At 59.0% G+C, this 14,070-nt stretch carries 16 protein-coding genes; 11 read left to right on the top strand and 5 right to left on the bottom strand.

Going from position 1 to position 14,070, the window contains the following annotated elements; translation table 11 throughout:
• Positions 1-2 precede the first annotated feature (2 nt).
• Positions 3-224: a hypothetical protein gene (locus tag M5B44_RS28680; RefSeq protein WP_248741294.1), complete on the bottom strand. Its 222-nt coding sequence runs from the start codon at positions 222-224 to the stop codon at positions 3-5.
• 250 nt (positions 225-474) lie between these two features.
• Between M5B44_RS28680 and M5B44_RS28675 the strand changes: the two genes are divergently transcribed.
• From M5B44_RS28675 to M5B44_RS28660, 4 genes are all read left to right on the top strand, one after another.
• Entirely contained in the window at positions 475-2,079 is a 1,605-nt protein-coding gene (locus M5B44_RS28675) for a tetratricopeptide repeat-containing response regulator (protein ID WP_248741293.1), read from the top strand.
• The gene (locus M5B44_RS28670; RefSeq protein WP_085711010.1) at positions 2,076-2,768 is read left to right on the top strand and encodes a sensor histidine kinase; all 693 of its coding nucleotides are present in this window, start codon (positions 2,076-2,078) and stop codon (positions 2,766-2,768) included. Before M5B44_RS28675 ends, M5B44_RS28670 begins: the two co-directional genes overlap by 4 nt.
• 219 nt (positions 2,769-2,987) lie before the next feature.
• On the top strand, positions 2,988-4,229 hold the full coding sequence (locus M5B44_RS28665; RefSeq protein WP_248741295.1) for a glutamine synthetase family protein: 1,242 nt from the start codon (positions 2,988-2,990) through the stop codon (positions 4,227-4,229).
• 68 nt (positions 4,230-4,297) lie between these two features.
• Positions 4,298-5,668, top strand: a complete 1,371-nt coding sequence (locus M5B44_RS28660; protein ID WP_248741292.1) for an MFS transporter — start codon at positions 4,298-4,300, stop codon at positions 5,666-5,668.
• Between the two features lie 75 nt (positions 5,669-5,743).
• On the opposite strand, the gene M5B44_RS28655 is transcribed toward M5B44_RS28660, so the two are convergent.
• The 4 genes from M5B44_RS28655 to flgA form a co-directional block, all read right to left on the bottom strand.
• Complete coding sequence (locus M5B44_RS28655; RefSeq protein WP_114884861.1) at positions 5,744-6,478, bottom strand: flagellar brake protein; 735 nt, start codon at positions 6,476-6,478, stop codon at positions 5,744-5,746.
• A 95-nt stretch (positions 6,479-6,573) separates the two neighbouring features.
• Positions 6,574-7,041 (bottom strand): flagella synthesis protein FlgN, encoded by a 468-nt coding sequence (locus tag M5B44_RS28650; protein WP_248741291.1) that lies wholly within the window; start codon positions 7,039-7,041, stop codon positions 6,574-6,576.
• Positions 7,042-7,089: 48 nt separating this feature from the next.
• Positions 7,090-7,416 (bottom strand): flagellar biosynthesis anti-sigma factor FlgM, encoded by a 327-nt coding sequence (gene flgM / locus M5B44_RS28645; RefSeq protein ID WP_085711005.1) that lies wholly within the window; start codon positions 7,414-7,416, stop codon positions 7,090-7,092.
• A gap of 194 nt (positions 7,417-7,610) precedes the next feature.
• Positions 7,611-8,372 carry a flagellar basal body P-ring formation chaperone FlgA gene (gene flgA / locus M5B44_RS28640; RefSeq protein ID WP_119429788.1) on the bottom strand — a complete coding sequence of 254 codons (762 nt, stop codon included), beginning with the start codon at positions 8,370-8,372 and terminating at the stop codon, positions 7,611-7,613.
• 82 nt (positions 8,373-8,454) lie between these two features.
• Between flgA and M5B44_RS28635 the strand changes: the two genes are divergently transcribed.
• The 7 genes from M5B44_RS28635 to M5B44_RS28605 all read left to right on the top strand — a co-directional run.
• On the top strand, positions 8,455-9,387 hold the full coding sequence (locus M5B44_RS28635; protein WP_065258844.1) for a chemotaxis protein CheV: 933 nt from the start codon (positions 8,455-8,457) through the stop codon (positions 9,385-9,387).
• A 47-nt stretch (positions 9,388-9,434) separates the two neighbouring features.
• The gene (cheR, locus tag M5B44_RS28630; RefSeq protein ID WP_007960327.1) at positions 9,435-10,262 is read left to right on the top strand and encodes a protein-glutamate O-methyltransferase CheR; all 828 of its coding nucleotides are present in this window, start codon (positions 9,435-9,437) and stop codon (positions 10,260-10,262) included.
• 241 nt (positions 10,263-10,503) lie between these two features.
• The gene (flgB, locus tag M5B44_RS28625) at positions 10,504-10,911 is read left to right on the top strand and encodes a flagellar basal body rod protein FlgB (protein WP_248741290.1); all 408 of its coding nucleotides are present in this window, start codon (positions 10,504-10,506) and stop codon (positions 10,909-10,911) included.
• Positions 10,912-10,914: 3 nt separating this feature from the next.
• Entirely contained in the window at positions 10,915-11,358 is a 444-nt protein-coding gene (gene flgC / locus M5B44_RS28620) for a flagellar basal body rod protein FlgC (protein ID WP_054593596.1), read from the top strand.
• 15 nt (positions 11,359-11,373) lie between these two features.
• On the top strand, positions 11,374-12,099 hold the full coding sequence (gene flgD, locus M5B44_RS28615) for a flagellar hook assembly protein FlgD (protein WP_248741289.1): 726 nt from the start codon (positions 11,374-11,376) through the stop codon (positions 12,097-12,099).
• Positions 12,100-12,129: 30 nt separating this feature from the next.
• On the top strand, positions 12,130-13,470 hold the full coding sequence (gene flgE / locus M5B44_RS28610) for a flagellar hook protein FlgE (RefSeq protein ID WP_248741288.1): 1,341 nt from the start codon (positions 12,130-12,132) through the stop codon (positions 13,468-13,470).
• A gap of 210 nt (positions 13,471-13,680) precedes the next feature.
• Positions 13,681-14,070: calcium-binding protein (locus M5B44_RS28605; protein WP_412546982.1), on the top strand; the 390-nt coding region annotated here is incomplete at its 3' end.

Genomic DNA, 14,070 nt, shown 5'->3' with positions numbered 1-14,070 from the left:
TTCTATTTCTGCTTACCCATTGAGTGCAGCAGATCTAGCCGAGGTTTACTCGTCAAATCAGTGGGGCTTTTCATCAATCCCCGATAAACCACTCCCATTTGTGCATCCAGTTCATATAGCCCTTTATCGGCACAAATAGTGTTTTCGACGGCGTTTACCGCTTTTGTGCAGTCCATTCCGGTCGCCATTGCCTGCTGGAGAAACAGCAGAACGCCGGCGGACACGATGTAGCGTCCTTTTATGTACACGAGCCAAGCCTTGTATGGGGGGATGAGCAGCCGAGCAGGCCAGTTGTTGCATAAGGAATCTTGAAGTGTCTGCTTCAGAGAACGTCACTTCTGGCCGATAACCCGATCGGCACTTGCAATCTCATCGGCTGCGCATGAAATCGCTTGATAGCATTTAGCCTCCAGTTATCATCTGCGCGCTTGTGAAAGCCCTCGTCCTTCTACTTCAATTGTCTGGAAATCCTCGATGCTGTCGTATCACCAAAAGAGTTTTCTGATCGTCGATGATTTCTCGGATTTCCGCAGTTCCGTACGCTCGATGTTGCGCGAGTTGGGCGTCAAGGACGTGGACACCGCCGACACCGGTGAGCAGGCGCTGAAAATGTGCGCGCAGAAGTCCTACGATTTCATCCTTCAGGATTTCCACCTGGGTGACGGCAAGAAAAACGGTCAGCAGGTGCTGGAAGACCTGATGATGGAGAAGCTGATCAGTCACGAAGCCGTGTTTGTGATGGTCACCGCCGAGACTAGCCAGGCGATGGTACTCAGTGCCCTGGAGCATGAGCCGGACGCCTATCTGACCAAACCGTTCAACCGTATCGGCCTGGCGCAACGTCTGGAGCGTCTGGAACAGCGCAAGACCCTGCTCAAGCCGATTCTGCAGGCCCTTGACCGTGGTAAACCGGTCGAGGTGCTCAACGCCTGTATCGCCCTGTGCAAGCAGGATATCCGCTATTCGCCGCTGTGCCTGCGCTACCGCGCCGATGCCTTGCGCGACATGAATCAGAACGAAGCGCTTGAGCGCCTGTATGACAGCATCATCGCCGACCGGCCGTTGCCGTGGGCCTTTGCCGGACTGGGCAAGTTGCTGTTCAAGCGCGGTCAGGTGGCCCAGGCCAAAGGCGTGTATGAGAAAGCCCTGAAAGTGTTTCCGATGATGCCGGCGCTGTACGACGGCATGGCGGACGTTCTGGTGGCCGAAGGCGATACCAAAGGCGCACAGAGGACATTGGAAGAGGCGATTCGCCTGTCGCCACTGGCGGTACGCCGGCAGGCGCTGCTCGGCAAACTGGCGATGGCCAACGAGGATTTCGACACGGCGTCGCGGGCCTACCGTCAGGCTGTGGCGCAGGGTGCGCAGTCGCGCTTCAAGGATCCGGAAAGCAACCTGGGTCTTGCCCATGCGCTGATCAGCAAGGGCAGCGAAAAGGGCCTCGATACCCGCACCCGGCTGGAGATCAATACCACCCTCAGTGCAGTGGCCAAGGAAAACCCGACCGATCCAGGCCTGCAGATCCGAGCGCGTCTGATGAAGGCCACCAGTCTGTTGCTCAACGACGCCGAAACTGCCGAGAAGCTCACCGAACAAGCGCTGATGCGTCTCGACGGCATGGAACAGTTCATGAGCCCCGAGGCCGCGCTGCTGGTCGCCAAGCAATTGCAGATGCTGGGGCAGACCGAGGCGGGCACGTCGATGCTCAAGAGCTGTGCGGAAATCTACGGCGATGACCCGACGGTGATGAAAGACATCGCCAAGCTCACCGACGACCCGACTATTCTCAGTTCCAGTAATGCCGCCGCCGACCTCAACCGTCAGGGCGTGCGCGTATACAAGACCGGCAACCTGGTGGAGGCCCGCGAGGTATTCCGCAAGGCGCTGAAGATGCAACCGAAGAACATCAGCATTGCGCTGAACATGGCGCAGTCGCTGCTGCACGGCACCGACACCAGTGTGCCCTCGGCGGAGCTGGAAGAATGTCGGGCCTGCCTGAAACTGGTGGGCATGATGCCCGATACCGACGCGCGTTATCCGCGTTATCAGAAGCTGAAAAGCAAGGCGTTTGGCGAATGAACCAAGACGAGCAGGCACTGGATTTTTCCACGGTGATCGCCTCCACCGTGCACGACATGAAGAACTCTCTGGCCATGCTGATGCAGGCCCACAGCCAATGGCTGGCGCGCCTGCCCGAGGACCAGCGTCAGGTGCCGGAGCAGGGCGTGATCGACTTCGAGTTCGCCCACCTCAACGGCATGCTGGTGCAGTTGCTCGGGCTGTACAAGCTCGGCGTCAACCAGATGCCGTTGCAGCCGGCCTATCATGAACTGGACGATTTCATCGAGGCGCAACTGGCGGCTCATCAAGAGGTTTTCGCCAGTCGCGGCATTGTCGCGACTTACGAAGTCGACCCGCTCAGTCCATTGGGTTTCTTCGATCGTGAACTGATCGCCTCGGTGCTCGGCAACTGCATCAACAACGCGATTCGCTACGCCCGTGAATCGCTGCTGATCACTGTCAGCGACGAGGCCGGGCAACTGGTGTTGAGCATCAACGACGACGGTGACGGTTACCCGGTCGAGATGCTCGAGCGTCAGGCCGATTATGTGCAGGGCATCAATCACAGCAGTGGCAGTACCGGCCTCGGTCTGTACTTCGCCGGGCGCATCGCGGCACTGCATCAGCGCAACGGTGTCGGCGGCCGTACCGAGATCCGCAATGGCGGGCCATTGGGTGGCGGCGTGTTCAGTATTTACCTGCCCTGATTCACGAATTCATCGACTGGCATTCTTTTTGTTGGCCGCTGCTTGATATTCCGAACAGCTGAAGCCTATTTTGTCCGGGTCGCCGTTCGCGGCTCGCACAATAACAAGGATTGCGTCATGACAACCGATGGCCAGCGTTCACTCGCGCAGCGATTGACGGGCATTGATGAAATTGAATGTGTCACGCCGGATTTGAACGGCGTGCCACGGGGCAAGGTAATGACCGCCGAGGGTTTCCTCGAAGGGCGGCGTTTGCAGATGGCCCGGGGGGTGCTGCTGCAATGCATCATGGGGGGCTATCCCGCTGCACGGTTCTACGGCAGCGATGACGGCGACCTCGCGCTGGTGGCCGATCCTGCGCAGATCCATCCTCTACCGTGGAGCCAGGAGCCGCGCGCGCTGGCCATCTGTGATGCCGATGAGCTGACCGGCGAGAGCTCCAACCTGTCGACTCGTGGCCAGCTCAAAAAAGTCATTGCCCGCTACGCCGCCCTCGGCCTGGCGCCGGTAGTGGCAACTGAACTCGAATTCTTTGTATTCGCCCCGAACACCGATCCAACGCAACCATTCCAGCCACCGGTCGGCCTCGACGGCCGTCGCGAGGACGGTCACTCGGCGTTCAGCGTCAGCTCCAACAACGGTCTGCGACCGTTCTTCAGTGAAGTCTACAAGTGCATGGCGACCCTGGGCCTGCCGCGCGATACCTTCATGCACGAGATGGGTGTCAGCCAGTTCGAGATCAACCTGTTGCACGGTGATCCGCTGTTGCTGGCCGACCAGACCTTCCTGTTCAAGCACCTGCTCAAGGAAGTCGCGCTCAAGCATGGCCTGACCGTGGTCTGCATGGCCAAGCCGCTGGCACATACGCCGGGCAGTTCGATGCACATCCATCAGAGCATCGTCGAGATCGGCAGCGGCAAGAATGTGTTCAGCGATGAGAACGGTCAGCCGACCGCGATGTTCCGCCACTTCATCGGCGGGCAGCAGGCGGGCATGGCGGACTTTACCGCGCTGTTTGCGCCGAACGTCAATTCCTACCAGCGCCTTTGCCATCCGTTCGCCTCGCCGAACAACGCCTGCTGGTCCCATGACAATCGCGCGGCGGGTCTGCGGATTCCGGCCAGTTCGCCGGTCGCCCGTCGGGTCGAGAACCGTTTGCCGGGTGCCGATGCCAACCCTTACCTGGCGATTGCCGCGAGCCTGGCAGCGGGTCTGCACGGCATCGAGCATGAGCTGGAACCGAGCGCGCCGATCCAGGGTGAGTTCGAAGTGCCGGACAATCTTTCGCTGCCGTGTACGTTGCATGCTGCGCTCGAGCGTCTGAAACGCAGCCAGTTGGCCAAGGAACTGTTCGGCAAGGAGTTCATCGAAGGCTACATCGCTTCGAAGACTATGGAGCTGACCAGTTTCTTTGATGAGATCACTCCCTGGGAACGGCGCGTTCTGGCAGCCCAGGCCTGACGAAATGTCGTCATCGGGCTATCGTTCGATAGCCCGACACTCACCGCAAGGAGCCGCTCGGAACGCCGATGCGCCAAATCTGGAAATCCTTTCGAGCGCTGTATTTCGCCTCGCTGATGATGTTGATCGGCTCGGGCCTTCTTTCCACTTATCTGGCTTTGCGCCTGGCGGCCGACCATGTCGACGGACTGTGGGTCGGTGCGTTGATGGCGGCCAACTATTTCGGTCTGGTGCTGGGCGGCAAGATCGGTCACCGGTTGATTGCCCGGGTCGGACATATCCGCGCCTATTCGGCGTGTGCCGGGATCGTCGGCGCAGCGGTGCTCGGTCATGGTCTGGTGGACTGGCTGCCGGCCTGGCTGGTGCTGCGGACCATCGTCGGCCTCGGCATGATGTGTCAGTACATGGTGATCGAGAGCTGGCTGAATGAGCAGGCCGACGCCAACCAGCGCGGTGTGGTGTTCAGCGGCTACATGATTGCCTCGTATCTGGGGCTGGTGCTCGGTCAGCTGATCCTGGTCATGCACCCGGGCCTGGGCCTGGAACTGCTGATGCTGGTCGCCCTGTGTTTTGCCCTGTGTCTGGTGCCGGTGGCACTGACCCGGCGGATTCACCCGGCACCGTTGCATCCGGCGCCGATGGAGCCGCGCTTCTTTATCAAGCGCGTGCCGCAGTCGTTGAGTACGGTGCTCGGGGCAGGGCTGATCATCGGCTCGTTCTACGGTCTGGCACCGCTCTATGCATCGCAGCAGGGGTTGTCCACCGAACAGGTCGGTCTGTTCATGGGTACCTGCATTTTTGCCGGGCTGCTGGTGCAATGGCCGTTGGGCTGGTTGTCCGACCGTTATGACCGGGCCTTGTTGATCCGCTGCTTCGCCGGGTTTCTGGCTATAGCCGCATTGCCACTGGCGATCATGCCGCAGGTGCCGCTGGAGATATTATTCATCGTCGGCTTCCTGTGTTCGCTGGTGCAGTTCTGCCTGTACCCATTGGCCGTCGCGTTCTCCAACGACCATGTCGAAGGCGATCGGCGGGTGTCGCTGACGGCGATGCTGCTGGTGACCTACGGGGTGGGTGCCAGCATCGGGCCGTTGCTGGCCGGTGTGTTGATGAAAATGTTCGGCAGCCAGAGCCTGTATGCGTTCTTCACCTTTTTCGCGCTGGTACTGGTGTGGCGCATCCGGCCGAAAGCCGTGACCAATCTGCACCAGGTCGACGACGCACCGCTGCATCACGTGGCGATGCCGGACAGCATGTCCAGTTCGCCGCTGGTGGCTGCGCTCGATCCGCGGGTCGACGAGCAAGTGGTGCAGGAGCAGATGCAGACCACGGTTGCACCTGAGCCGGCCCCCGAGCCCGCCACTGAACCTGAATCACCTGTCGAGCCGGATGCCGGCAACGACAATCCTGCGCCGGACATCAGTGGCGCCAGGCCTTGATTCTGAAAAACACCAGGCATAAAAAAAACGGGCAGTCACCGCAAGGGACTGCCCGTTTTTCATGGTGCGTACGAATCAGAGATCGTCTTTGTCGAAGCGCCGTGCTTCACGTTGCAGCTGATAGACGAAACGCTCGACGTTGCGCGCTGCCGGGCCGCTGATGTTGTGAAAGCGCAGGCCGGCGAAGGTGATGTTGAGTTTTTCTTCGAAGTGCAGGTAACGCAGCTCGACCGCCGCTGGCTGGTTGCCGAACAGCGGCGGGGCGATCAGGCGATCGTAGACCTGGCCCAGTTGCAGGCGGTCGGTGATGTCACCTTCGAAACGCAGCTTGCAGCCGGTGGCGGAAATATCCAGCAGTTTGCCGCCGATGGGCGACTTGAGTTTTTCGCCGCCCAGTTCGACGCTCACCAGATCGGTCAGTTTCAGTGCGGCGCGGAAGGCGTTGCGGCGCTGATGATAGACCACTTCGGTGGGCATCTCGCCGACATAGAAGCGGTCGCCGTCGGATTCCTTGATGTCCAGCGTGCCGTTGTATTCCCAGGCGATGCGCACGCCTTCGTGGAAGCCTTCGACCTTGAAGGGTTCGCCAGCCAGCAGGAAGCGCTCGCCATCGCGCGGAATCATTTCGTCCAGGGCAATGGTGGCGGTTTCCCGGTCGACCTTGATCAGGTAGCTCTGGAAACGCTGACTGCGCTCGTGAAAGGTGATGATCAGCGGATCGTGGCTCTCTTGCAGCTGGCGCAGATTGCTGGAGATCTCCAGGGGCGTGGTAAGCACCTTTGGGGGCTGCGGAGCGTCATCATTGGACACGTTAAATCAATCTCCAGACAAATTTTGACTACGGCTGGCCAGTATTTTGCCAGCATGTATCGCGCGTTGATAGGGCGCAAGCATGGAAGAAAGCATCACGCCTGGCTGAGCGCGCGCGGTTTCTGCAGTTTGGAGAAGGTGCCGCTGGCATCGTAGAGCGCGGGAGGCTCGCCACCGGTGAGGATTTTCAGCTGATTGGCCGTGGCGGCCTGCTGCATCACGATCGACTGGCCATTCTTGGCGTTGGCGGCCTGGCACTGGGCGATCAGGTCGGTCAGGACATCGCTCTGGCTCAGCAACTGCTCGCCGATGCTCGACTGGCTGGCCAGTTGTTCCAGGCCCTGGCGGTCGAGCGACAGATTGAGGCTGGCGAGGATTTCGCTGCGTTTGCGGCCATGCTGCTCGAGCAGAATGATCAATGCCTGTTTGCGCGCCAGAATTTCTTCCAGCAGGGGCATGTCGCGACCGTGCAAGGCGAGGGACTCGGTATGCAGTAACTCCAGCAGTTGTTGAGCTGGAGCAAAGTCGTCGGTGATCAGTTGCAATAAAGTAGTGTCGTGCATGGCTGGCCTTGGGTTTTAAGCGTCCAAAAGCCTGGCGCAGGCCGAGGCCTAGCGCTGGGCTTCGAAGTTGAGCAGTTTGCTGGCTACACGGTTGCTGTCGACTTTGTAGCTGCCATCGGCAATCGCTGCTTTCAACTCGGCCACGCGGGCTTTGTCGACGGCAGGCTGATCACGCAGCTTGTCAGTGACCTTCTGCAACTGTTGAGCCTCATTGCTGAGGTGTACCGATTCCCCGCTTTTTGCGGTACTGGCCTGTTCGGCCGGGGTATTCAGCGGCGCGGAGGTGCCGGTTTCGGCGGTTTCCTTGGGCGCGCTGGTACGTGTACTGCCCGTAAGTGACGAGGAGCTGTTCAAACGGCTGAAATCGATGACCATGTTAAAAACCTCTGGGAATTTGGACGCTTGCCATGTTCTCGGCCATCCCCTGGAAAACTTTAGGCTCTTTTACCAATAAGCCTGCATGCGCCGCACAGATCCTGCTGCGGCACAGTTTAGGGAACAGCTCAGGTTGGCGCCAGTTTTCTGCGCGATCACTCACGAGGCTTTCCTGTCATTGCTCCAATCGTTGCTCACATTGCCACTTCCACCTGGCCCGGCGCCATGACCTGCGCCTTGATGACCCGTTGGGAATTGAGGTTTTTCACTCGAATCTGTTCTTTCAGGCCGCCGTTGGACAGGGCCTCGCCCGGCATGCGCACGGACAGCGTGCCGCTGCGAGCGGTAATCACCACTTGATCGCCTTTGCGAACGACTTCCGCCTGTTCCAGATGCACCAGGGTAATCACTTGGTCGGCGACCGTTGGTCGGGTCAATTTCTGCCCGATCGCCTCATCCACCGACGTCAGAAAGCCCTGGTTGATCAGGCTGACATCATGCTCGCGCAGGGTCACGTCCTGGGGCTCGATGATGCCGGCGCGCTTGAGCGGGCGAGTGGTGGTCACGACCGGGCGAAACAGGCGGACTTGAGCGGGTACGAACACGGTCCAGGGGGAGGCGCCTTCGCAGCGGACCTTGACCGTTACACGGCCCAGGGGGCGTCCCGGGCTCTCCAGGGACGCTGTCAATTCCTTGTCGCACATAGGCATGCGCATGCGCGGATCGAGCTGCTTGACCTCGATTTCATAACGCCCTTCCGTTTGACTGGTAGCCAGATAGTCTTCTACGGTGAATTCAAGAAAGCCCTGAGTGACGCCGATAAGCATGTCAGGCAAGGTAACCGCATCAGCACTGGCAGGGCTGCCCGCGAAAAACAGGCAAGCGGCAGACACCGCGCAAAGTCCTCTGCGGATAGGGGATGTCAGGCGTCGGAAAAATGTCGTTTGAATGTTCATACGAGTTAAAAAGCAAGCGCCGTGCCGTTTAGCAATGAATGTGCGTCGCAACAACACTTGGCGTTGGTGTAGGAGTCTGGGCATGGCTGGTGTAATGGATTCGGTGAACCAGCGCACGCAACTGGTAGGGCAGAATCGCCTGGAGCTGTTGTTGTTCCGTCTCGACGGCCAGCAGCTCTACGGGATCAACGTGTTCAAGGTTCGGGAAGTGCTGCAGTGCCCGCAACTGACGTTGATGCCCAAGTCCAGTCCTGTCGTGTGCGGGGTGGCGAATATCCGGGGGGCGACCATTCCGATCCTCGATCTGGCAATGGCGACCGGCTCCGGTGCGTTGAAAGACAAGAACAGTCCGTTCGTGATCATCACGGAATACAACACCAAGACCCAGGGTTTCCTGGTGCGCTCGGTGGAACGTATCGTCAACATGAACTGGGAAGAGATCCATCCGCCACCCAAGGGGACCGGTCGCGATCATTACCTGACCGCTGTGACTCGGGTGGACAATCAGTTAGTCGAAATCATCGACGTCGAGAAGGTGCTGGCGGAAGTCGCACCGACACCGGAAGCGATTTCGGTCGGCGTGGTGGATGTCGAGACCCAGAGCAAGGCGCTGTCTCTGCGGGTGCTGACGGTCGATGACTCGTCGGTGGCGCGCAAGCAGGTGACACGTTGCCTGCAGACGGTCGGTGTCGAAGTGGTGGCGCTGAACGACGGCAAGCAGGCGCTGGATTACCTGCGCAAGCTGGTCGACGAGGGCAAGAAGCCGGAAGAAGAGTTCCTGATGATGATCTCCGACATCGAGATGCCGGAGATGGACGGGTACACCCTGACGGCGGAAATTCGCGGCGACCCTCGCATGCAAAAGCTTCATATCATCCTGCATACTTCGTTGTCGGGTGTGTTCAACCAGGCGATGGTCAAGAAAGTCGGTGCCGATGACTTCCTGGCCAAATTCCGTCCTGATGACCTGGCATCCCGGGTAGTCGACCGGATCAAAGCAGCAGATATCAGCTAGGGACTTTCCGTCCCTGGCGGTCAACACGATTTAAGAGGCGGCATCATTTGTCTACGGGTAATTTGGATTTCGAACAGTTCCGGGTCTTCCTGGAAAAAGCCTGTGGCATTTTGCTCGGTGAAAACAAGCAGTACCTGGTCTCGAGCCGTCTCAACAAACTGATGGAGCAGCAAGGCATCAAGTCCCTGGGTGAGCTGGTACAGCGCATCCAGACCCAGCCGCGCAGCGGTTTGCGCGAGCAGGTGGTCGATGCCATGACGACCAACGAAACCCTGTGGTTTCGCGACACCTATCCGTTTGAAGTCTTGAAGAACAAGGTGCTGCCCGAGGCGATCAAGGCCGCTCCCAACCAGCGTCTGCGGATCTGGTCGGCGGCCTGCTCGTCGGGTCAGGAACCCTATTCGCTGTCGATGTCGATCGACGAGTTCGAGCGGACCAACATCGGTCAGTTGAAGATGGGCGTGCAGATCGTCGCCACGGATCTGTCCGGCAGCATGCTGACCAACTGCAAGACCGGCGAGTACGACAGCCTGGCGATCGGTCGCGGTCTGTCCGCCGATCGTCTGCAGCGCTACTTCGACCCGAAAGGGCCGGGGCGCTGGGTGATCAAGGCGCCGATCAAGAACCGGGTGGAATTCCGTTCGTTCAACCTGCTCGACAGCTACGCAAGCCTGGGCAAGTTCGACATCGTGTTCTGCCGCAACGTGCTGATCTACTTCTCCGCCGAGGTGAAGAAAGACATCCTGTTGCGCATTCACAGCACGCTGAAGCCGGGCGGTTATCTGTTCCTCGGCGCTTCCGAAGCGCTGAACGGTTTGCCGGACCATTACCAGATGGTCCAGTGCAGCCCGGGGATCATTTACCAGGCGAAGTGACTGTCACCGGCAACACAAAAAACGGGAGTCCTCAGGGGCTCCCGTTTTTTTATGCCTGAGGGTTTTTGCGGTGGCGGCAAGCGGCAGAAAAGCGGCATCCGGCGGAAGCCCGTTGCCGCTTTTCTGGCATTGCCGCCTTGCCGATCCCCTGCAAAGCCCCGGAATCCGGGGCTTTTTAAAACTGGCACGACGCTTGCTATAACCCTGTTACGAAAAACCCGGTCACCTGAAGGTTCCCGACATGAGCATCAGCTTCGATAAAGCGCTCGGAATTCACGAAAAAGCCCTGGGCTTCCGCGCCCAGCGTGCCGAAGTCCTGGCCAACAACATCGCCAACGCCGACACCCCGAACTACAAGGCTCGGGATCTGGATTTCTCCAAAGTGCTCGAAGCACAGAGCCAGAAGAACGCCAGCGGCACCATCGCCCTGAACATGACCAACAGCCGTCACATCGAAGCTGAAGGTCTGGGCAATGGCGACGAGTCGCTGATGTATCGCACGCCGATGCAGCCGTCGATCGACCAGAACACCGTTGACGCTCAGCTGGAACAGTCGAACTACGCGGAAAACGCCGTCGGCTTCCAGGCCAGCTTCACGCTGCTCAATAGCAAATTCAAAGGGCTGGTCTCAGCCCTGCGCGGAGAGTAATCCATGTCCCTGTCCAGCGTTTTCAACATTGCCGGCAGCGGCATGAGCGCCCAGACCACCCGTCTCAACACCGTGGCTTCGAACATCGCCAACGCCGAAACCGTCTCGTCGAGCATCGACCAGACCTATCGCGCCCGTCACCCGGTGTTCGCCACCATGTTCCAGGGCGGCCAGAGCGGTGGCAGCAATTCGCTGTTCCAGAACCAGGACGCCGCAGGCCAGGGCGTGCAGGTCCTCGGCGTGGTCGAAGACCAGAGCAACCTCGAAGCGCGCTACGAGCCGAACCATCCTGCCGCCGACGCCAAGGGCTACGTCTACTACCCGAACGTCAACGTGGTGGAAGAAATGGCCGACATGATTTCCGCGAGCCGTTCGTTCCAGACCAACGCCGAAATGATGAACACGGCCAAAACCATGATGCAGAAGGTACTGACCCTCGGTCAGTAATAAGGGGCGACTGCCATGAGTGTTTCCGATACCACCAGCAGCCTGAGCATGAAGGACATCCTGGCGAACTCGTCGAAAAAGACCAGTTCGACAGCCGATGGCATTGCTTCGGCCACTAACAGCTCCACCGGCGGCCAGGCCCTGGGCAAGGACGCGTTCCTGCAACTGCTGGTAACCCAGCTGAAAAACCAGAACCCGCTCGACCCGCAGGACAACAGTGCCTTCGTTGCCCAGTTGGCGCAGTTCAGCAGCCTCGAGGGTATTACCACCCTCAACAGCACCGTGAGTTCGCTGGCCGGCAACTACAACTCATCGCAAGCCTTGCAGGCTTCGTCGCTGGTCGGCCGCAACGTGATCGTGCAGACCAACTCGGTCCAGCTCGACGATCCGAGCAAAGGCATGACCGGTTCGGTCACCGTTCCGTCGTCGATTGCCGGCGGTACCGTCACCATCAGCGACAGCAGCGGCACGGCGATTCGCACCATCGACCTGGGCAGTCGCGCCGCAGGCAGTGCGAGCTTCACCTGGGACGGCAAGGACAAGGACGGCAACCTGGTCAAGACCGGTACCTATACCGTCAAGGCCAACGCATCGATCAATGGCACCTCGACCGATATGGCGACCTACCTGCCGGCAACCGTCACCAGCGTGACGATCAGCCAGACCGGCGGCGAGCTGATGCTCAACCTGTCCGGCAAGGGCACCGTTGCCCTGTCCAAAGTACAAACCATTGGTATATAGAGCCGACTAACCGGCACAAAGGAGTGGAATATGTCTTTCAATATCGGCCTTAGCGGTCTCTATGCAGCCAACAAGCAACTGGACGTGACCGGCAACAACATCGCCAACGTCGCGACCGCCGGTTTCAAATCGTCCCGTGCAGAATTCGAAGACGTCTACTCGGCCACTCGCCTGGGTAGCGGCAGCAAGGTCATCGGCAACGGCGTGCGCCTGGCCAACGTTTCCCAGCAGTTCACCCAGGGTGACATCAACAACACCGGTAACGTGCTGGACATGGGTATCAACGGTTCCGGCTTCTTCACCATGAGCAACAACGGCTCGATTTCCTATACCCGCGCCGGTACGTTCAAGGTCGACAATAACGGTTACATCACCAACACCGACTACACCTCGCGTCTGCAAGGTTACGGCGTGGATGCCAACGGCAAGATCATCAACGGCGTACTGACCGACCTGAAGATCGACACCTCGAACCTGGCGCCGAAGTCCACTTCGCTGGTGACCTCGACGATCAACCTGAACTCGTCCGCGCCGAAGATCATCGATACCGGCGCCAATGCTGTCGTGTTCGATCCAACCAAGCTCGAAACGTACACCAAGCAGTTCAGCACCCCGATCTATGACAGCCAGGGCAACTCGCACGTCATGGATCAGTACGTGGTGAAAACCGATGACAATACCTGGAAGGTCTACACCCTGGTGGACGGTCGTAACCCGGATGCTACCGGCAGCGATCCGAAAACCACGCCGCCAGTCGCCTCCACCATGACGTTTGACTCGTCTGGCAAGTTGACTCAGGTCAGCACGCCAAGCACCTTGCCGCCTCCTGCGCCGAACCCGATCATCAGCAGCGACCTGAAACTCACTGGATGGGTACCGGGTACTGTGACCAACGGCACCTTTACGCCTAACGGCGCATCGGCAAACCCGGCGGGTGTGACCATTTCGATGGCCAAGACCACTCAGTACAACGCTGACACCGCGCGCTCGATCCCGACTCAGGATGGTTACGCCACCGGCCAGATCACCAACCTGACCATTGACGGCACCGGTACGCTGTTCGCCAACTTCAGCAACAACCAGAGCAAGGCCATCGGCCAGGTTGCCCTGGCCAGCTTTACCAACGAACAGGGCCTTCAACCTGTCGGTGGCACCAGCTGGAAAGAGACATTCGCTTCGGGTATCCCGGGTTATGACGCGCCGAAAACCGGTACGTTGGGTGAGGTTGTGTCGAACTCCCTGGAAGAGTCGAACGTCAACCTGACCAACGAACTGGTAGACCTGATCAAGGGTCAGAGCAACTATCAGGCGAACGCCAAGACCATTTCGACCCAGAGCACCATCATGCAGACCATCATTCAGATGACCTGAGGCAAGGTACTCGCGACAACGAAAACCGACGCTGTGGCGTCGGTTTTTTTATGTCTGTTTTTATGTTGAACCCATGACTTTTGCCGATAACGATTCGTGCGCATTGAACCCAGGTGCACAACCTGCTCCATTGAGCCGGGAGATTATTCTGCGAGATGGAGATCAGGCAGCTTTAACCCTTCTGCTTCACACTTAAACAAGGACGATGTAATGGCGATAATCAACGGAACTCCCGGTGCAGACACTCTGACAGGAACTGCGGACGCTGATCAGATGCGAGGTTTGGCGGGGAATGATGTTCTGAATGCCGGAGGCGGCAACGATATATTGATGGGAGGAGACGGCGCTGACCAGCTCAATGGCGGCGCAGGTTTTGACATCGCCAGTTATGAGGATGTACCCACCAGCGTGGGTGTGAGTCTGAACCTGAAAACCGGTGTGCACACCGGCTTCGCGGCAGGCGATACCTTTGTCGATATCGAAAGCTATCGAGGCTCGAACTACAACGATACGTTCTACGCCAGTGCAGCGGCCGACAACCTCGACGGCTACAACGGCATCGACACGCTGAGTTACGCGCAGTCGGAACAGGGCATCAAC

This window comes from Pseudomonas sp. MWU12-2029 (assembly GCF_023242425.1).
GTDB lineage: Bacteria > Pseudomonadota > Gammaproteobacteria > Pseudomonadales > Pseudomonadaceae > Aquipseudomonas > Aquipseudomonas kribbensis.
The sequence above is the reverse complement of the archived record's forward strand: the minus strand, read 5'-3'. Positions and strand labels throughout refer to the sequence as shown.